This window comes from Paracoccaceae bacterium, from assembly GCA_012103375.1.
Taxonomy (GTDB): domain Bacteria; phylum Pseudomonadota; class Alphaproteobacteria; order Rhodobacterales; family Rhodobacteraceae; genus WLWX01.
Map to the genome: position 1 here is coordinate 2,169,905 of WLWX01000001.1, position 19,883 is coordinate 2,189,787.

A 19,883-nucleotide genomic window follows, 5' to 3' on the forward strand; every position below is an offset into this window, starting at 1 on the left:
ATCTGGCGAAAATCCATTGAATCCAAGGGGGCGGGGCCGCTATATTGCCTGCGAACAGCGGGATGAAGCGTGATGGATGACATTTGGCAAGAACGCGGAGAGGCCTGGCTGGCCGGTGCCGGCCTGCGCCCAACGCGTCAGCGTGTCTCACTCGCCGCGCTGCTGATCGGTGACGGCAACGACCGGCATGTGACGGCAGAAAGCCTCTATGGTTCGGTTCGGGACGAGGGGGAGGCCGTGTCCCTCGCCACTGTCTATAACACCCTGCGTGCCTTCTGCGACGCCGGGCTGATGCAAGAGGTGATGGTCGACGGGGCGAAAAGCTATTTCGACACCCGCACCGACGACCACCCGCATTTCTTCTGGGAGGATGAGGCACGGCTGACCGATGCCCCTGCGGAGGAGTTGAAGATCACTGCCCTGCCAGACGCGCCCGAGGGGGCCGAGATCGCGAAGGTGGATGTGGTTATTCGGTTGCGGAAGGTTTGAGAAGCAGCGGCAGCTTTGTCCAATCGAATAGAACTATTTGCTCTGCAAAAAAGCTTGCGCCGTCATTGGCTGCTCGTATCTGCCCTATTGTTATTCGTCGGACTGTTCGCCGCATTTCTGGACCGTGAGCCTTTTGGGATGCCGGAAAAAGGCGCCGAAGAAAGTGAATTGATTGAGTGGTTGGTTGCTCGCGAGTATACGATAATTCCCGTGCACTCGGCCGCGACAAGTTACAACGCCGCGAAATCGGAACAACTTCGCGAGCCGAAATATCTAAACGAGTTTGCGAACAGAGACTCCAATGGAACTCTGTTCACAAAAAGAGCGACGTCGCTACGCAAGAGCCGTTTTTGTTGGTATACGCTTAGATTTGTGACATGGCGTTTGAACGCGCAGGAAAAGGTTGAAGAAATCCACTACTCTCGGTCGGTGTGTTTCTTTTAATTGACTGTCTGCGTCTGATGAGCGCGCGTTTGCAGCTCTAAAGCGTTTCGGCTTGAACCTGAATCGCGAGGGATTCCCTTGAGACGATTGTGTTGAAAAACTCCGTTTTAGGGCCTGAACGATGATTTTTCTTTCCATGCAGCCCGATCCTAAATTTTTGGCGCGGGGGTCGGCCCAAATCGCCTACATGCGCTCACGCGCAGCCATGCGCTGTCTCGTGGTCAAAGCTTTCCGACTATTTCGCTTCATAGGTTTTCGCAAGAAATCCGCGACGCTCTGATTTCGGAGTTTTTCAACACAATCAGACCTGATCTGTGATTCATCCTGTTTGGGAGGATGGATCATGTCAGCACCTTTGCCATCTGCGCTTCGGATACGGTTTCAGAGATACATTGAAGAAGGGTTGAGCGGGCGCGCGGCGGCGTTGCGGTTGAAGCTGTCGCCTGCCACAGGCGCGCGGTGGGCGCGTCAGGTGAGGATGAAGGGTCATGCGGAACCTGCCCGGCAGGGACCGCCGCGCGGCAAGGGAAAGCTGGCTCCGCATCGGGAATTCTTTGAGGAGTTGATCGCACAAGACCCTGACATCACGCTCTTTGAGTTGCGTAATGCGCTGGCCGATGCAGAGGGTGTGCGGGTGCATCACTCCTCCATCGCCAACCTTCTGTCCCGGCTCGGCTTCACGTACAAAAAAAGTCGCTGGTCGCAACCGAGCGCCGCCGCGCCAAGGTAAGGCAGCAACGGGCCGACTGGTTCAGATACCGCTCGCCAGCCATTGCGACCTTTCCTGAGCGCGTTGTCTTTATTGACGAAACCGCAGTGAAGACAAACCTCACGCGCCTACGCGGCAGAGCCAAGCGCGGTAAGCGCCTGACGATGGATGCGCTCTTCGGAAGCTGGGGAACCCAAACCTTGATCGCGGGCCTGACCCAAGGCGCGCTGATCGCACCTTGGGTCATCAAGGGAGCGATAGATGGCCCCGCCTTCGCGGCCTACATCCGCGAAGTGCTGGTCCCCGAGATCAACCCCGGCACTGTCGTCATTCTCGACAACCTGGCAACCCACCGGAATAAGGAGGCGACGCAGGCTTTACGCAATCACGGCTGCTGGTTCCTTTACCTGCCACCGTACTCGCCCGACCTGAATCCCATCGAGCAGGCCTTCTCTAAACTGAAAGCCCATTTGCGACGGATCGGGGCCAGGTCCTTTACCCAGGTCTTCGAAGCAATCGGAGCAATCTGCGATCTCTACGACCCAGTAGAATGCTGGAACTACTTTAAGGCCGCCGGATATGTCTCAGGTTAATGTCGAAACGCTTTAGTTACTCTCTTCGTAGTTACCAAATTTTTTTTCGTGCACGGAATCAAGGCGAAGCCGCCGTGCACTCGCCAGCCCGTCCGGGCGGGTTGGCGAATGGTGAGGTTCGCGCTTCCTTCCGAGTTGACGGGAACACGCAACCATCCAAGTGCCCCGAACTTCTGTCGAATCGCCAACCCCCGGGCTGTCAAGTGCACGGCTATCGTTGCGTTTGAAACGCTAAACGAGCCGGTTGCGCATCTTCAAAACCACTTCCCTGGCTCCATCAGTCCCAGGTCCATCAGCTGCTGGCTGGTCCAGTCGAACCGCACCGATTTCGCCCAGTGAAACCCCTCAATCTCGAACGTACTTCCGGCGTTCGCCTTCAGCGCTTTGGCGGTGCGGAAGGACGCCACCGCCGCCGTCATGTTGTTGTGCCAGGGGCAGGCGAAGGTGTTCATCTCGGCCACGCTCATCCGATGATCGGACAGCAGGCGCACGCCGGGTCCGGCGCGAAACAGGCCGATGCGGTCGATCCGGCGGCGCTTGGGGTGGGTGTGTTCCTCAAACCGCCATTTCAGACCGCCAAAAAAATCCAGCTGGCGTTCCTGAATGGCCCCTGCCGCGTCATGGCGGGCCAAAGCGTAATATCCGGCGCTGTCCAGATGCGCATCCTCCAGCGAGACCGCATTGGGCGCGGCCCCCAGATCGGCGGCGTATAGATCAACCACATAGGTCAGCATCGCGTCGCGGCGCTCCTCAACATGAAACGCCAGCATCTCAGCCACTGTGCGGCTTTCGCGGAATGGATAGAACAGATATTCGGCGTTGTAGCCGTAATAGAACCACGTTCCCGGTTTGGCCCGTGAAATCAACGGGTTCACGCCTGCCGGTGCAGCGTCCGCCGCGGCGGTGTTGTGGCCGATCACATGGACGATGTCGTCCAGGTCATCGGCAAGTTCCAGCGTTGGCGGGGCCAGAACCAGGACGCTGGCAAACCCACAGGCCAGATGGTGGCGGATGGTGCTGTCAACCTCGACCGGATCCTCGACCAGGATTACCGCGACCGGCCCTTTTTGCAGGGCCGAGGCGTGCGAGCCGAGGAATGCCGGAATATCATCGTGGCGCATGACCAAAACGTCTAACGCGCTGGTCCGGCAATGCAAGCCACGCCCGTTGCGGCGCGGCGCGCAGGCGTGTAGGACGCGACGGCCCGATCAGGATGTCTGACATGACCACGCAGAAGAAATTGTTCATCAAGACCTACGGTTGCCAGATGAACGTCTACGACAGTGAACGGATGGCGGAAACGCTGGCCGGGCAGGGGTATGAGGCGACGGATCAGGCGGCCGAGGCGGATATGATCCTGCTCAACACATGCCACATCCGCGAAAAAGCGGCTGAGAAGGTGTATTCCGAACTGGGCCGCCTGCGCCCGTTGAAAGACGCCAAGCCGGATCTGACAATCGGTGTGGCGGGCTGTGTGGCGCAGGCTGAGGGGGCCGAGATCATGGCCCGCCAGCCGCTGGTTGATCTGGTCGTCGGGCCGCAAAGCTATCACCGCCTGCCGGAATTGGAGGCCAAGGCGCGCAGCGGTGCGCCGGCGCTCGACACAGACTTCCCCGAGGAAGACAAGTTCGATCACATGCGTGGCCCGCGCGCCGCCCGTGGCCCGACCGCCTTCCTGACCGTGCAGGAAGGTTGCGACAAGTTCTGTGCCTTTTGCGTGGTCCCATACACGCGCGGGGCCGAAGCCTCCCGCCCCGCCGACAAGGTGATGGCCGAGGCTCGTGATCTGGTCACACGCGGCGTGCGTGAAATCACCCTGCTGGGTCAGAACGTGAACGCCTATGTCGATGCGGACGGGGTGAAGCTGGCAACGCTGATCCGGCGTCTGGCGAAGGTTGACGGGTTGGAGCGTATTCGCTTCACCACCAGCCACCCCAACGATATGTCCGATGATCTGATCGCCGCCCATGGCGAGGTTGAGAAGCTGATGCCCTATCTGCATTTGCCGGTTCAGTCAGGCAGCGACAAGATCCTGAAAGCGATGAACCGACGCCACACCGCCGAGCATTATATCCGCCTGATCGAACGCATCCGCGCCGCCCGCCCTGATCTGTTGCTGAGCGGTGATTTCATCACCGGCTTCCCAGGAGAGAGTGAGGCGGATTTCGCCGACACCTTGGCGCTGGTTGAAACGGTCGGCTATGGGCAAGCCTATTCATTCAAATACTCCGCCCGCCCCGGCACCCCCGCCGCTGATCGCACTGAGGTGCCCGCGGCCGAGAAGGCTGACCGCCTGGCACGCCTGCAAGCGCTGTTGGGGCGCCAGAAAAAAGAGGCGCAGGATGCGATGGTCGGGCGCGACGTGTCGGTTCTATTCGAAAAACCGGGGCGGCTGGCCGGACAGATGGTCGGCAAGTCCGAGTATCTTCACGCGGTCTTTGCGGACACAACGGCAAAGGTGGGTGACATCCGCAAATTGCGCATAACGCAAAGCTCTGCGAATTCGCTTGGCGGAGAAGTTGCAACCTAGGGTTGTATTGCGTCAAAAATGTGCTAAAGCGTTTCGACATTAACCTGAGACATATCCGGCGGCCTTAAAGTAGTTCCAGCATTCTACTGGGTCGTAGAGATCGCAGATTGCTCCGATTGCTTCGAAGACCTGGGTAAAGGACCTGACCCCGATCCGTCGCAAATGGGCTTTCAGTTTAGAGAAGGCCTGCTCGATGGGATTCAGGTCGGGCGAGTACGGTGGCAGGTAAAGGAACCAGCAGCCGTGATTGCGTAAAGCCTGCGTCGCCTCCTTATTCCGGTGGGTTGCCAGGTTGTCGAGAATGACGACAGTGCCGGGGTTGATCTCGGGGACCAGCACTTCGCGGATGTAGGCCGCGAAGGCGGGGCCATCTATCGCTCCCTTGATGACCCAAGGTGCGATCAGCGCGCCTTGGGTCAGGCCCGCGATCAAGGTTTGGGTTCCCCAGCTTCCGAAGGGCGCATCCATCGTCAGGCGCTTACCGCGCTTGGCTCTGCCGCGTAGGCGCGTGAGGTTTGTCTTCACTGCGGTTTCGTCAATAAAGACAACGCGCTCAGGAAAGGTCGCAATGGCTGGCGAGCGGTATCTGAACCAGTCGGCCCGTTGCTGCCTTACCTTGGCGCGGCGGCGCTCGGTTGCGACCAGCGACTTTTTTTGTACGTGAAGCCGAGCCGGGACAGAAGGTTGGCGATGGAGGAGTGATGCACCCGCACACCCTCTGCATCGGCCAGCGCATTACGCAACTCAAAGAGCGTGATGTCAGGGTCTTGTGCGATCAACTCCTCAAAGAATTCCCGATGCGGAGCCAGCTTTCCCTTGCCGCGCGGCGGTCCCTGCCGGGCAGGTTCCGCATGACCCTTCATCCTCACCTGACGCGCCCACCGCGCGCCTGTGGCAGGCGACAGCTTCAACCGCAACGCCGCCGCGCGCCCGCTCAACCCTTCTTCAATGTATCTCTGAAACCGTATCCGAAGCGCAGATGGCAAAGGTGCTGACATGATCCATCCTCCCAAACAGGATGAATCACAGATCAGGTCTCAAGGGAATCCCTCGCGATTCAGGTTCAAGCCGAAACGCTTTAGCGTGATTCTGGGCTTGAAATGCGCAGGCTGTCAAAGATGACAGATGATTGCAGTCGCCTCCTGGGTGGGGGCCGGACCGTGGGATGGAAACATCCCACGGTTTGTTGTTTTCGCACGTGTGACCGCGCGCCATTGCTGCGGCCTGTTGCGCGTCAAGCGCGGCGGCGGCTTTGGCCAGGGCATCTTCATACCCTGCTGAGGCGTTCTTGATCACCTCCTCGGTCACCGAACCGCCTGCGGCCAGCAGACCTTCGGCAAGCCCGCGCATCGCCTCCACCCTGGCCAGCGCAGCCCGCGCCGCACCGTCCACGGCGTTAATCTGGCGCGCACCTTCCTGGAACAGATCCATGACCCTGCCGATAATCTTTTCCGGGTCGAGGTCATAGGGACCAAAGGTCGAGGCAGCATCTTGCAGCAACTTCCTGATCGTCGCTTCGGAAAGGCCGACCAACCCTTCCAAAAGCGCGCGTTTCAATGCCGCGCGGCGCCCCGGAACACTGTGTTTGGCAACAAATTCGTCGATTGCCCGGACAACCGCGGCCGCACGTTTGTCGGCCTCCTTGGCCTCGTCAGATTTTTCTTCGGCGACCTGCGTTGATGGCCGGCCCGGCCCTATGAAGACGCTCGGCGAAAAAAATCCCAACGCCTGCATAACTGTGGCGATCGCTTCCTGACCTTTCGCGGCCTCTGAAAGTCGGGCGACGGTGGAATCGGGGCTTTCATAGGCCGTGTCCCAATCCGCTTTGGCCTTGCGTTCGCGCCGCGAAACAGAATTGGACGAGAAGGCATGGGCAAACCCCTTGCCAACCGGGCTGTCCGGCAGGTTGATCTTGGCATCGTCGCCGAAATTCCAGCCGCCAGCTTCCAATTCGCCCCGGGCCTTGGCCCTTTCCCGTTCTGCCGTGTCGAAGGCCGCCCGGGCCTGCGGATCGTTCTTGTCGCCTAAAAGCGCCAGGGCCTTGGCGCGACGATCATGATTTGCATAGCGCTGGTAGGCCCGCAGCATGCGCCCGGCTTCTTCGCGCACCACCTCCCGCTTCAGATCGCCGTTGCGGTCCACCCAGGGCGCAAGTTCCGCATTCCGCTCAGCGACCCGATCAAAAGCACGCGCATGGACGCCGCCGGGCAACCCCTCCAACGCGGCCCTGCGCGCCTGTGGCAGTTGCGCCCCGGCGGCGGCTAGGTCACCCCGCGCGGCATCAATGTCCGACTGCGCGCGCCCCAATTGCGGGCGCAGGTCGCGCACCTGGTCCTGCAGGTCGGTAATCTCGGCAGCATTGCTGCCCGTAGCCGGGGAATACTCACTCGCACCCAGCAACAATGCTGCAGGTCAGAAATGCTCATGACATCAGACAGGACTTCGAAGAAGAAAAGCGCCTTTATAGCATGACCGCGACAGTTACAAAAAACCTAGAGGATCTGCACCTGAAGCCGGGGTTCGCTTCAATGGGCGTGAATTTGATGCTGTGTTATGAAGAAATGGTCCGCATGGGCATATTCCCGAAGGACGAACTGTCATTGGTGTCCTGCTGGCTTGACGATGTTGCGCAAATGCGCGCGTCATAGGCGCGGTGGCGACTATCCGCAGAACTGGTTACGCGTCGGATTACTGAGCGGGAAGAATATCGTATTTCGATATTGGCAGATTGGATATTGGCACCGCGCATCCCTTCGCCCGGAACAAGCCCGCAAGGGCGCCGGGCGAGCGCCTGTCTGCCCGGCGGGCAGGCGCTTTCGAGATGTCGCGCAATGCGCAGAACGACAGGCCAACGCTGAACCATAAATTGCCCAACGCACCCGTATCGACGCCTGCCCACCGGTCCGGCACCCGCCCGGCTTGCACTTCGTTTAGAGCAATGTCCGCGCCAGACCTTTCGCGCCTCAGCGACCGCGGCCCAAAAGCCCGCTACCCCCGGTTCATCCGGTTCGCGATCAGATCATTCACCACTTCGGGCTCGGCCAGGGTGCTGGTATCCCCGAGTGAGCCGAAATCATTCTCGGCCACTTTTCGCAGAATCCGCCGCATGATCTTGCCGGACCGTGTCTTCGGCAGGCCGGGGGCGAACTGGATCAGGTCGGGTTTGGCGATCGGGCCGATGTCTTTGCGGACCCAGTCGGACAGCTCTTTTCGCAGCGCCTCACTGGCCTCCTCACCCCCCATCAGGGTGACATAGGCATAGATGCCCTGACCCTTGATGTCATGCGGGTACCCGACGACCGCCGCCTCGGCCACCTTGTCATGGGCGACAAGCGAGGATTCCACCTCGGCCGTGCCCATCCGGTGGCCCGAGACGTTGATGACATCGTCCACCCGGCCGGTGATCCAGTAGTAACCATCAGCGTCCCGCCGACAGCCGTCGCCGGTGAAGTAATAGCCCTTATAGTCGTCGAAATAGGTCTTCATGAAGCGCTCATGATCGCCGTAGACCGTGCGCATCTGCCCCGGCCAGCTGTCGGCAATGCACAGCACGCCTTCGGCTTCGGTCGTGGTAATCTCTTGCCCCGTGGTCGGTTCCAGGATCACCGGGCGGATGCCGAAGAACGGTTTCGTGGCCGAGCCCGGTTTCGTCGCCGTGGCGCCGGGCAGGGGGGTGATCAGGTGGCCGCCGGTCTCGGTCTGCCACCAGGTGTCGACGATCGGGCAGCGCCCGCCGCCCACAACCTCATGATACCAGTTCCAGGCCTCGGGGTTGATCGGCTCTCCGACGGTGCCCAGCAGCCGCAGCGACGACAGGTCGGCCTTCTTCACCCACTCATCCCCCTTGCCCATCAGGGCGCGGATTGCGGTGGGGGCGGTGTAGAACTGATTGACCTTGTGTTCCTCGCACACCTGCCAGAAGCGGGAGGCATCAGGATAGGTCGGCACCCCTTCGAACATCAGCGTGGTCGCGCCATTGGCCAGCGGCCCATAGACGATATAGCTGTGCCCGGTCACCCAGCCCACATCCGCGGTGCACCAATAGACATCGCCGTCGTGGTAATCGAAGGTGTATTCATGGGTCATCGCCGCATAGACGAGGTAGCCGCCCGAGGTATGCACCACGCCCTTGGGCTGCCCCGTCGAACCTGAGGTATAGAGGATGAACAGCGGATCTTCCGCGCCCATCTCCTCGGGCGGGCAATCGGCGGGAACCTCGGCGGCCATCTCGTGCAGCCAGTGGTCGCGCCCCGCCTTCCAGGCGACATCGCCGCCTGTGCGCCGGACGACCAGCATCTTGGCGTCGCCGGTGACCTTCCTGAACGCTTCATCCGCGTTGGCCTTCAGCGGCGTGTTGCGCCCGCCGCGCGGAGCCTCGTCGGCGGTGATCACCACGGCGGCGTCGCAGCCGTTGACCCGCGCGGCCAGCGCATCGGCTGAGAACCCGCCGAAGACGACCGAATGCACCGCGCCAATCCGCGCGCTCGCCAGCATCGCATAAGCCGCTTCAGGGATCATCGGCATATAGAGGATCACCCGATCCCCCTTGCCCACGCCCATCGCCTTGAGGACATTGGCGAATTTGCAAACCTCGGCGTGCAACTCGCGATAGGTGATGTGTTTTGACGCCGCATCCGGGTCATCGGGTTCCCAGATAATCGCGGTCTGATCGCCGCGGGTTTCCAGATGCCGGTCGATACAGTTGGCAGCGACGTTCAGCGTGCCGTCACCGTACCAGCTGATCGCGACCTTGCCGTGTTCGAAACTGGTGTCCTTGACCGAGGTGTAAGGCCGCATCCAGTCAACCCGCTTGCCATGCTCCCCCCAAAACGCCGCCGGATCAGCAACAGACTGCGCGTACATCTCATCGTATTTGGCGGAGTCGATATGGGCGGACCCGGCCAGAGCGTCACTGGGCGGATAGATCGGATCGGTCATGTCTGGTCCCTCATTGTTCACGGCATCGCGCCTACCTCGCGCTGGTTGCCGCTTCGCTTGGTTGGCCGCTGGCGATCAGATCGCCAGGTATTCGGCGCGCAGTTTCTCGTCTTCCAGCACATCCCTGGCCGAGCCGTCGTAAACGACCGTTCCTGTGTCAAGGATCACGGCGCGGTCGGCCAGTTTCAGGGCTGTGACGGCGTTCTGTTCGACGATGACTGTGGTGATGCCCTGATCGCGAATGATGTTCAGAGTCTTGGCGATTTCCTGAACAATAACCGGGGCGAGGCCCTCATAGGGTTCGTCCAGCAGCAGCACCTTGATGTCGCGTGCCAAGGCGCGGGCGATGGCAAGCATCTGCTGTTCGCCACCCGACAGGGTTACGCCTTCCTGTTTGCGCCGCTCTCCCAAACGCGGGAACAGATCATACAGGCGGTCCAGGGACCAACCGATGGGCGGGGCGATCTGTGCCAGTTTGAGGTTCTCTTCAACTGTCAGCCCGGCGATAATGCGGCGGTCTTCCGGGACCAGCCCGATGCCCGCTTGCGAAGCCTCATAGCTTTGCATTTTGTGCAGTGGCTTGTGATCCAGCCAAATCTCGCCCCGTTTCAGTTCCGGATTGTCCATTCTGGCGATTGCACGCAGAGTCGATGTTTTGCCTGCCCCGTTGCGCCCCAGAAGCGCAAGGATTTCCCCTTCGTGGATGTTAAAGCTTACATCCTGAACGATATAACTTTCGCCGTAAAACGCCTCAAGATTCCAGATACTCAGATAGGCTGGCGCGGTCGCTGCATTATTTGCATTTTTGTCAAAGGCAGGATTGGCGTTCATTTTCGTCCCTCATATTCGGCGCTCGTTGCGGGTGGCAATTCGCGCAATCCCTCAGACCTGCACTTCGCCCAGATAGGCTTCGCGGACTTTCGGGTGGCCCTTGATATTCTCTGGCGTGTCCTCAACCAGCGGAGTGCCCTGTGCCAGCACCGTGATCCGCTCCGCCAGGGAAAACACCACATGCATATCGTGTTCGATGATCGCCATTGTGATATCGCGCTTGTCGCGAATTTTTTTCAGAAGGTCGATCGTGTTGTTGGTGTCCGCCCGCGCCATGCCAGCAGTCGGTTCATCCAGCAGCAAAAGGCGTGGGTTTTGAACCAGGCACATTGCCATTTCCAACCGTCGCTTGTCACCACGTGACAGGCTGGCAGCGTGCATGTCCAACTTGTCGCCCATATTGACGTCTTCCAGGGCAAGGCGCGCCTTTTCGGCCAGGTCTTTTTCGGCGCTGACTGATTCAAAGGCATGCATGCGAAACGCCCCGTCGCGTTTGGCAAAACAAGGGATCATGACGTTTTCCAACACGGTCAGATCGCCAAAGATTTCAGGTGTCTGAAAAACGCGGCTGATCCCCATCTGGTTGATTTCATGGGGCTTGCGACCCAAAACTGACTGTCCGTCGAACATGACACTGCCGGTGTCCGGAATAAGTTTGCCAACCAGACAGTTGAGCAATGTCGACTTGCCCGCGCCATTCGGCCCGATGATCGCGTGAACTGTGTTCTCGACCACGTCCAGGTTTACGTCCCCCAGGGCCTGCAGCCCGCCGAAGCGTTTGTTGACGCCTTTGACTTCAAGAATTGCCATGATGACGTTCCTTACTCCGCCGGCTCAACGGCTGGTTTGGCATCTGTTTTGGGTTTGTTGCGGCGAAACAGGCGGTTGATCCGCTGGCCCAATTCGACGAGGCCCCCCGGCAGGAAGATGATGACGCCCATGAAGATCAAGCCCAGGGTCAGGTGCCAGCCCTTTCCGACGAACGGATGGACGATTGTCACCATGAAGTTTTCCATACCGTCCGGGAAAATTGCGAACCAGGAATGCAGGACGTTGTCATTGATCTTAGAGAAGATGTTCTCAAGATATTTGATAAGACCAGCGCCCAGAATTGGTCCCAGAAGCGTGCCGGTTCCGCCCAGGATTGTCATCAACACGACCTCTCCGGACGCGGTCCATTGCATCCGCTCGGCCCCGGCTAAAGGATCCATCGCCGCCATCAGACCACCCGCAAGACCGGCATACATCCCCGAGATTACGAATGCCGTCAGCGCGTATGGTCGCGCATTCAAGCCGGTGTAGTGGACACGTTGCTGATTTGACTTGATCGCCCGAAGCATGATGCCGAACGGCGACCTGAAAATCCGGATCGCCAGGTAAAACGACGCCAGCAGGATGACCGCACAGAAATAGTATCCAACACCGAAGTTGAACACCCAGGCGCCCAATTCCAGTTCATAGTTGGAGCGCATGTTCAGCCCGAACAGATTGGCAACCGGGATCGACCCATCCTCGGTGGCCGAGACACCCAGGATGCGCGGATCACGCAGTGTGATCTGCAAACCGGTTTCGCCATTTGTGATCGGCGAAAGGACCGAGAATGCCAGCGAATAGGCCATCTGCGCAAATGCCAGCGTCAGAATGGAAAAATAGATCCCTGTGCGGCGCAGTGAGACATAGCCAACCGCCAGCGAGAATATGCCGGCAATAATCACCGCGGCAATTATTGCCGGGACGACATTCATGCTGAGCAGTTTGAACATCCAGACGGCAGAATAGCTGCCGACACCAAGAAACGCCGCGTGACCGAAGCTCAGATATCCGGTCAACCCGAACAGAATGTTGAAGCCGATGGCGAATATCCCGAAAATGATGAACCGCTGCATCAGGTCAGGATAGCCAGCGTTGAATTGCGCCAGCGCCGACGCCTCGGGGAAGGGGTTCAGAATGAACGGAGCAGCCAAAGTCAGAACCGCCACGACCCAAAGCAGCTTGGTGTCTTTTTTCTCTAGACCAAACACGGGATCAATCCTCCATCACGCCGGCGCGGCCAAGCAGGCCGCGCGGCCGGACAAGTAGTACGATGACAGCAACCACATAGACGATGACCTGATTGATGCCGGGAATAATCGCCTGTGCCTGCGGCATCGAGGCAAAGCTTTCTAGGATGCCCAGCAGGAAACCCGCCAGCACCGCCCCGGGAAGGCTGCCCATGCCGCCGACCACGACCACGACAAAGCTCAGCACCAGGAAGTTCATGCCGACGTCATAGTTTGGCGGGGAAATCGGCACATACATCAATCCCGCCAGACCCGCGACGGCCGCGGCGATGCCAAATGTTATCGTGAAACGCTTGTCGATATTGATGCCCAGAAGTCCCACGGTCTCTCGGTCGGCCATGCCCGCGCGCACAACCATGCCGAAGGTGGTGAATTGCAGGAAGGCAAACACCAGCGCAATGATGATCATCGCGAACATAAAATAGGTCAGACGCCAGATGGGGTATAGAATCTGGTTGGCCTCAAACCCGATCAGCAATCCGAAATCAAAGGATCCCTTCAGCGAATCCGGTGCCGAGACGGGAATGGCATTTGCGCCATAGAAGGCTTTGACGACTTCCTGCAAAACGATTGCAAGGCCGAATGTAACCAGAATCTGATCTGCGTGCGGGCGTTTGTAAAAGTGCTTGATAAGGCCACGCTCAATCACGACGCCGACCAGGATCATGAACGGAATCGCCAGGATGATCGCCAGCGGCACCGACCAGTTTATCAGGGTGCTTCCGATGCTTTCCCCAAACCACAGCTCGACATAAGGCGTATCGACTTTCAACGGTTTTCCCAGGAAATCTTTGCGTACCGGGTCTTCGACGGTGATACCGACATTCAGCAGGCGTTGCATTGTGACCGCAACGAAGGCCCCAAGCATGTACAAGGCCCCGTGCGCAAAATTGACGACGCCCAATGTTCCGAAGATCAACGTCAGCCCAAGTGCGATGAGCGCATAGGCTGATCCCTTGTCGAGGCCGTTTATGACTTGGGTAAGGATTTCTTGCATGGTCCTACCGACTCTGGTGAAGGTCGTCGTGATCTACTTGAAAAGCAGACCTTTGACATTGACACGATACTGGGCGCGACACGCCCAAATCGCAAGAAGGTCCGGGCGGCGCATGCCGCCCGGATGTTGAAAGGTTTTAGGCGCCGGGGTTGCAGGAACCCAGATCACCACCAGCGCAATCGGGGTGATCAGCGGCGTATTCGACCTGCGCACGCGGCGTAACTTCGACAACTTCCAGAAGGTCGAAGTCGCTGTCCGGGTTCTCTTTCCCTTTCACGACCAGCACGTCTTTGAAGCACTGGTGATCTTCGGCGCGATACAGTGTCGGGCCATTGCCCATGCCATCGAACTCGAAGCCTTCCAGCGCTTCGACGACCGCGCAGGGGTTGAACGACCCGGCGCGCTGGGCCGCATCCGCATAGAGCAGCGTCTGCACATAGCAGGTGTGCGCTGCCTGGCTTGGCGGCTGACCGTATTTTTCGCCAAACGACTGCACGAATGCTGCCGATGCCGGGTCGGGCGCAACAACCTGTCCGGCCTGCGTCGTGAAGCCCTGGGCCAACGACCAGTGCCAGTTTGTCGAACCGAAGATGCCCTTGACGTTTTCACGGCCTGCACCCTGCGCCATAAGACGCGAGTAGAGCGGCACAACGATCGTGAAGTCCTTGTTGTTGGCCTGTGCATCGCGCAAGCCGAATTGCACGGCAGCGGTAAGCGAGTTCACCATGTCGCGGCCACACCGGAGGACGAGCCACCGTTGATCATCACTGCGCCGTCTTTTTCGATCATCGACTTGGCTGATGCCCGTGCAACATCCGACGACGTTGCGGTATCGCCCGTGACATACTCGACCTTCTTGCCAAGCACCCCGGTTCCGTCGAGCGCTTTTGACGAGAAGGTGTTCAGCATACCGCCGTCGCCGCCGCCGTTGATGTGCTCAACTGCAAGTTCCTGTGCGCGCAATTCGTCGGCGCCTTCGTCGGCATATGCTTTGGTCTGCGGTACGTTAAATCCGAACGTGACCGTCGAACCGGTCGGCGCGTTGGTGTAGCCTGCATGGCTTGCCGCCCAGACGGCGCCGGTAAACAGCGTCGGTGTGGCCAGTGCGGCCCCTGCGCCCGCGCCTGCTTTAAGCAGACCACGCCGCGTGAAATTCGAGTTGGACATGTGGTTCCTCCCTTGGATCCTTGCTTTCAGGTTCGCGCCCATGACGCGCCTGTACCCTTCGCCACCAACCTGATGGGCCTGAGCGTGTTCTGCCAGTTCACGTGGATAAGATGTGTCATCTCCAGCCCAGTCACGAAAAGACGACCGAAAACCATGAACGGTGTATTCGCCGAGTTTCATCCGCCGCATCAACATGGCGTAGGCCATGTTAGACATGGCTTTCCCCTCAACTTGGCCAGGAAACACGTAGTCGGATATCCGCTGTGCACTAAGGTCGTTGAGGATGGCCAGCGCTGGTTTTGACAGGGGCACGCGATGCGCAATACCCGACTTCATCCTAAAACCTGGGACGGTCCAAACGTTCGTCTCGAGGTTGAGCTCATCCCACTTGGCCTCCCGCACTTCGCCAGACCTTGCCGATGTGAGGATCAGGAATTCGAGCGCGCGGGCCGCGACGGCTTCGTGAGCGCGCAGCTTTTCTATAAAGGCAGGGACATCTTGATAGGGCATCGCAGCATGATGACCACGGGTGAGCTTGGAGCGGGCCGGAAGGACATGCCGGAGATGACCGCGCCACAATGCTGGATTCTCGCCGCTTCGCCAGCCGTGCGCCTTGGCATAGTCAAGAACGCGCTCGATGCGCCCGCGCAGACGTGAGGCAGTCTCGGGCCGTGTTTCCCAAATGGCGTTGAGGACCATCAAGACGTCATTGGTATCAATGTCGGCAACGCTCTTCTGCCGGATTGGGCCTGCGTAGGTCTCGAGTGTCATCCGCCACTGCGCGCGATGCTTGTCGTTCTTCCACTGGCCTTCCATTGATGCGATGAACTGATCGGCGCATTCGCCAAAACTGGGCACCTCGGTACGACGACGTTCCGTAAGGGGGTTACCGCCTGCCGCAACACACTCGCGGCATTCGGCAGCCAGCGCCCGTGCACGTGCAAGAGACACGTCGGGGTACCCGCCCAGGCCCATCTCGTTGCGTTTATCACCCTTACGCCAGATGTAGCTCCAGGAACGCGCGTTCGACTTCCCCACATTCAGATAAAGGCCACCACCATCACTGAAGAGCTTCGGGCCCTTCGCAGACTTGCAGCCGCGATCCGTCAGTCTGTGTATCGCCCTCGCCACCTGATCGAACCCTAACCAATTCCCTAACCTGTGTTAGGGATATTGAAGGATTCATAGGGACAGTCAAGGACGGGTATGAGGGTTTTCGCCATATTATAATGAGCAATCTGAACGATCCTGGATGCATCCGCATACTAAAGCGTTTCGACATTAACCTGAGACATATCCGGCGGCCTTAAAGTAGTTCCAGCATTCTACTGGGTCGTAGAGATCGCAGATTGCTCCGATTGCTTCGAAGACCTGGGTAAAGGACCTGGCCCCGATCCGTCGCAAATGGGCTTTCAGTTTAGAGAAGGCCTGCTCGATGGGATTCAGGTCGGGCGAGTACGGTGGCAGGTAAAGGAACCAGCAGCCGTGATTGCGTAAAGCCTGCGTCGCCTCCTTATTCCGGTGGGTTGCCAGGTTGTCGAGAATGACGACAGTGCCGGGGTTGATCTCGGGGACCAGCACTTCGCGGATGTAGGCCGCGAAGGCGGGGCCATCTATCGCTCCCTTGATGACCCAAGGTGCGATCAGCGCGCCTTGGGTCAGGCCCGCGATCAAGGTTTGGGTTCCCCAGCTTCCGAAGGGCGCATCCATCGTCAGGCGCTTACCGCGCTTGGCTCTGCCGCGTAGGCGCGTGAGGTTTGTCTTCACTGCGGTTTCGTCAATAAAGACAACGCGCTCAGGAAAGGTCGCAATGGCTGGCGAGCGGTATCTGAACCAGTCGGCCCGTTGCTGCCTTACCTTGGCGCGGCGGCGCTCGGTTGCGACCAGCGACTTTTTTTGTACGTGAAGCCGAGCCGGGACAGAAGGTTGGCGATGGAGGAGTGATGCACCCGCACACCCTCTGCATCGGCCAGCGCATTACGCAACTCAAAGAGCGTGATGTCAGGGTCTTGTGCGATCAACTCCTCAAAGAATTCCCGATGCGGAGCCAGCTTTCCCTTGCCGCGCGGCGGTCCCTGCCGGGCAGGTTCCGCATGACCCTTCATCCTCACCTGACGCGCCCACCGCGCGCCTGTGGCAGGCGACAGCTTCAACCGCAACGCCGCCGCGCGCCCGCTCAACCCTTCTTCAATGTATCTCTGAAACCGTATCCGAAGCGCAGATGGCAAAGGTGCTGACATGATCCATCCTCCCAAACAGGATGAATCACAGATCAGGTCTCAAGGGAATCCCTCGCGATTCAGGTTCAAGCCGAAACGCTTTAGTTCGACGGACTGTCTCTCCGCCACTTGCCCTCGCGAAAGCGTTCTCCCGATCCGGCTGCGGCCGGATTTTCTCGTTGTTTTCGAGGGTTATGCGGGAGGGGCTGAGCACCGGCCTATGTGCTATGAAGGCCGGAAGCGTTCTCTCGGGGCCAGTATTCTCCAGACCTCATGACTTTGCCGATTTGGTGAATTTCTTCCAACACCTTGAAAGTATGTCCAAAAAACTAGTCGGTCGATTTCTCGTTTTGCAGAGCGGACATCTTAAAATGCGACCGGGTTCCAATTCGCTCGGCTTCAGTCACCAGGGGCGCGCCGGTGATCCGAAGTTTGCGCGACCTCGACGATTACGAGGTCGCCGAACTGGTCCGCAAGAAGACCGAGGCCTGCGTGACCGCCATCGTCTTCGGGGACGACGAGGCGCAGCAGGGCATCGCACCCTCCGTCGTCGACGCGGATGGCAACCGGGTCGAGCAGTTCGAACCGGGGCTTATCGCCTATGCCCGCGGCGGAAAGGACATCCGCTTCAACCAGCCCTCGGCCACCGGCGGCTACGGCGAATACAAGCGGGCCAGCCTGCACACGATCTCGGCCGGGTTCCGGGTGCCCTATGAACTGCTGACCGGCGATCTCAGCCAGGTCAACTATTCCTCGATCCGGGCGGGGCTGGTGGAGTTTCGCCGCCAGATCGATGCCGTGCAGTGGCGGCTGTTCATCCCGATGTTCTGCGCCCCAGTCTGGCGCTGGTTCACCGAGGCCGCGTGGGCGGCGGGGCAGATCCCGACGCCGGACGTGCCGGTCGAATGGTCGCCGCCGAAGTTCGAGGCTGTCGATCCTCAAAAGGACGCGATGGCCAACCTGCTGTCGATCCGCTCCGGCACCATGACGCTGGCAGAGGTGATCGCGCGGCAGGGCCGCAATCCCGACGCCGTGCTGGCTGAAATCGCGGCGACCAATGCCAAGCTCGATACCCTCGGGCTTGTCCTGGACAGCGACCCGCGACGCGTCACCAAGACCGGCAGCGCCCAAACAAGCGACCCGGCGAACGATCCCGCCGATGACTCCGATACGGACCCGGCGCAGCCCGACCTCGACCAAAAGGACTGACCAGCATGGACACGATGATCGAACTAACGGCTCTGCGTCGGTCGGCGGAGCTTGCGCCGAACTCAGCCGATACTGACGCCCGCACCGTCGAGGTGGTTTGGTCGGCGGGCGCGCGCGTTAACCTTTGTTAATACAATGTTCTCGTTTACGCAACGTAGCGAGTCAAGCCGCGCAGGTCTTTGGCCGGTAATTCGGGGTGCTGATCGGCTGGCTGCTGGCGGGTTCCACGAACGAGCATGTGGTCCGCCTGATCATCGGCTTTGTGGGCTTGGGTTTTCTTGTCTTGCGTTGGCGTTCCCGGCTGTTTGGCATCACGGATGCGCGCGCGGCGGACGTGCCGCGCGGCATCATCTGGGGCAGCCTGTCAGGCTTTACCAGCTTCGTGTCGCATGCGGGCGGGCCGGCATATCAGGTGTACGTCCTGCCCCAGCGTCTGCCCAAGATGGTGTTCGCAGGCACCACCACGATTACATTCGCGGCCATCAACCTGATGAAAGTGCCGCCTTATCTGGCGCTGGATCTGCTCCATTGGGGCGATCTGCGGGTCGTTGCCGCGTTGGCACCGGTCGCGTTATTCGGAACCTGGTCCGGATACCGCCTGACGCGCATCATTCCGGAACGCATCTTCTTTGGTGTTATCGAGGTTGCGTTGCTCGTGATCTCGATCAGCCTGATCCGCGCTGGATTGGCGGGGATGGCCTGACGGCATTCTACGGTTCCAGGATCGTCGATCCTGTGGTGTTTCCCGCTTCCAGGGCCTGATGCGCGGCGACGATGTCCGCCAATGCCATGCGGCGATTGATGTTGGCCGTCATCACGCCGGACCCGAGCCGCGCAAACACCGCCGCGGCCGAGGCGTTAAGCTGGTCACGCGCCACGATATAATGCGCCAGTGTCGGGCGCGTGAAAAACAGTGAACCTTTGAGCTGCAGATCCTGGGGATTAACCTCAGGCGTTGGGCCTGTCGTCGCCCCAAAGGAAACGAACACCCCGCGCGTCGCAAGGCTGTTGAGCGAGGCTTCAAAGCTGGCCGCCCCGACGCTGTCATAGGCGACCTGGACACCGCGACCATCGGTCAAGGCGCGCACCCGTTCGGCCACATCGTCGGACGTTCGGTCGATTGCGTCGGCGTAACCCAGTTTCAGCGCATCAGCACAGTTCTGCGCGCCCGAGGTGACGCCGATCATATGCGCGCCCAGATCAGCACCCCATTGTCCGGCCATCTGCCCGACACCGCCCGAGGCGGCCCAGAACAGCACATCGTCGCCGGGTTGCACCGGGTACGTGCGTTCAAGCAGGTATTCGACGGTCATCCCTTTCAGCATCGCAGCGGCGGCCACCTGGTCGGAAACACTGTCCGGCAGTTTCACCATGCGCGCGGCGGGCGCATTCCGGTGGCTGGCATAGGCCCCCAGAACACCGGCATAGGCGACGCGGTCGCCAACTTTCAGGTCATCGACGCCGTCGCCGGTTGCGATGATACGCCCGGCTGCTTCAAGCCCAAGCGGGCTTGGCAGCGGCAGTGGATAAAATCCCGAGCGATGATAAACATCCATGTAGTTGAGGCCGATTGCCGTTTGTTCAAGCTGAACTTGGCCCGGTCCGGGCGGCGGCAACTCGATGGTCTTCAGTTGCATGACCTCAGGGCCGCCGGTTCCGGTGATAATAACCTGTGTCGCCTTCATGTGCCTGCCCCC

At 59.7% G+C, this 19,883-nt stretch carries 14 protein-coding genes and 4 pseudogenes; 6 read left to right on the forward strand and 12 right to left on the reverse strand.

The features are described from left to right. Positions 1–72 precede the first annotated feature (72 nt). Positions 73–489 (forward strand): transcriptional repressor, encoded by a 417-nt coding sequence (locus GKR99_11040; protein ID NKB28051.1) that lies wholly within the window; start codon positions 73–75, stop codon positions 487–489. Positions 490–1,116: 627 nt separating this feature from the next. On the opposite strand, the gene GKR99_11045 is transcribed toward GKR99_11040, so the two are convergent. Next, complete coding sequence (locus GKR99_11045; protein NKB28052.1) at positions 1,117–1,278, reverse strand: hypothetical protein; 162 nt, start codon at positions 1,276–1,278, stop codon at positions 1,117–1,119. Here GKR99_11045 and GKR99_11050 point away from each other — a divergent pair. Beyond that, positions 1,277–2,235 (forward strand): IS630 family transposase gene (locus tag GKR99_11050; protein ID NKB28053.1). Its coding sequence is split into 2 segments (ribosomal slippage): positions 1,277–1,618 and positions 1,621–2,235, totalling 957 coding nucleotides; the frame shifts between segments, so codons are not numbered across the junction. The two genes, GKR99_11045 and GKR99_11050, sit on opposite strands and share 2 nt — an antisense overlap. Before the next feature lie 254 nt (positions 2,236–2,489). On the opposite strand, the gene GKR99_11055 is transcribed toward GKR99_11050, so the two are convergent. Continuing rightward, positions 2,490–3,356: a hypothetical protein gene (locus GKR99_11055; protein NKB28054.1), complete on the reverse strand. Its 867-nt coding sequence runs from the start codon at positions 3,354–3,356 to the stop codon at positions 2,490–2,492. Positions 3,357–3,457: 101 nt separating this feature from the next. Between GKR99_11055 and miaB the strand changes: the two genes are divergently transcribed. Further along, the gene (miaB, locus tag GKR99_11060) at positions 3,458–4,765 is read left to right on the forward strand and encodes a tRNA (N6-isopentenyl adenosine(37)-C2)-methylthiotransferase MiaB (protein NKB28055.1); all 1,308 of its coding nucleotides are present in this window, start codon (positions 3,458–3,460) and stop codon (positions 4,763–4,765) included. Positions 4,766–4,804: 39 nt separating this feature from the next. On the opposite strand, the pseudogene GKR99_11065 reads toward miaB, so the two are convergent. After that, a pseudogene (locus tag GKR99_11065) lies at positions 4,805–5,763 on the reverse strand (IS630 family transposase). A 25-nt stretch (positions 5,764–5,788) separates the two neighbouring features. Next, positions 5,789–7,165, reverse strand: a complete 1,377-nt coding sequence (locus GKR99_11070) for a hypothetical protein (protein NKB28056.1) — start codon at positions 7,163–7,165, stop codon at positions 5,789–5,791. 2 nt (positions 7,166–7,167) lie between these two features. Here GKR99_11070 and GKR99_11075 point away from each other — a divergent pair, with 2 nt between their 5' ends. Further along, complete coding sequence (locus tag GKR99_11075) at positions 7,168–7,413, forward strand: hypothetical protein (protein NKB28057.1); 246 nt, start codon at positions 7,168–7,170, stop codon at positions 7,411–7,413. Between the two features lie 340 nt (positions 7,414–7,753). Here the strand turns inward: GKR99_11075 and acs are convergent, their stop codons facing one another. The 7 genes and pseudogenes from acs to GKR99_11110 all read right to left on the reverse strand — a co-directional run bounded on the left by acs (position 7,754) and on the right by GKR99_11110 (position 16,998). Then, entirely contained in the window at positions 7,754–9,703 is a 1,950-nt protein-coding gene (gene acs / locus GKR99_11080) for an acetate--CoA ligase (GenBank protein NKB28058.1), read from the reverse strand. Positions 9,704–9,778: 75 nt separating this feature from the next. After that, positions 9,779–10,534, reverse strand: coding sequence for an ATP-binding cassette domain-containing protein (locus GKR99_11085; GenBank protein NKB28059.1), 756 nt, complete (start codon positions 10,532–10,534; stop codon positions 9,779–9,781). A gap of 51 nt (positions 10,535–10,585) precedes the next feature. After that, a complete protein-coding gene (locus GKR99_11090) occupies positions 10,586–11,344 on the reverse strand; it encodes an ATP-binding cassette domain-containing protein (protein ID NKB28060.1) in 759 nt (252 codons plus the stop codon). 11 nt (positions 11,345–11,355) lie between these two features. Further along, entirely contained in the window at positions 11,356–12,555 is a 1,200-nt protein-coding gene (locus GKR99_11095) for a branched-chain amino acid ABC transporter permease (protein NKB28061.1), read from the reverse strand. A 4-nt stretch (positions 12,556–12,559) separates the two neighbouring features. Then, positions 12,560–13,591: a branched-chain amino acid ABC transporter permease gene (locus GKR99_11100; GenBank protein NKB28062.1), complete on the reverse strand. Its 1,032-nt coding sequence runs from the start codon at positions 13,589–13,591 to the stop codon at positions 12,560–12,562. Positions 13,592–14,707: 1,116 nt separating this feature from the next. Further along, positions 14,708–15,877 (reverse strand): annotated as a pseudogene (locus tag GKR99_11105) (DUF4102 domain-containing protein). Positions 15,878–16,039: 162 nt separating this feature from the next. Beyond that, positions 16,040–16,998 (reverse strand): annotated as a pseudogene (locus GKR99_11110) (IS630 family transposase). Between the two features lie 390 nt (positions 16,999–17,388). Here GKR99_11110 and GKR99_11115 point away from each other — a divergent pair. After that, positions 17,389–18,186 (forward strand): annotated as a pseudogene (locus GKR99_11115) (phage portal protein). A gap of 196 nt (positions 18,187–18,382) precedes the next feature. After that, positions 18,383–18,889 (forward strand): TSUP family transporter, encoded by a 507-nt coding sequence (locus GKR99_11120; GenBank protein ID NKB28063.1) that lies wholly within the window; start codon positions 18,383–18,385, stop codon positions 18,887–18,889. A 7-nt stretch (positions 18,890–18,896) separates the two neighbouring features. Here the strand turns inward: GKR99_11120 and GKR99_11125 are convergent, their stop codons facing one another. Next, a complete protein-coding gene (locus GKR99_11125) occupies positions 18,897–19,871 on the reverse strand; it encodes a zinc-binding dehydrogenase (GenBank protein NKB28064.1) in 975 nt (324 codons plus the stop codon). Positions 19,872–19,883: the final 12 nt, after the last annotated feature.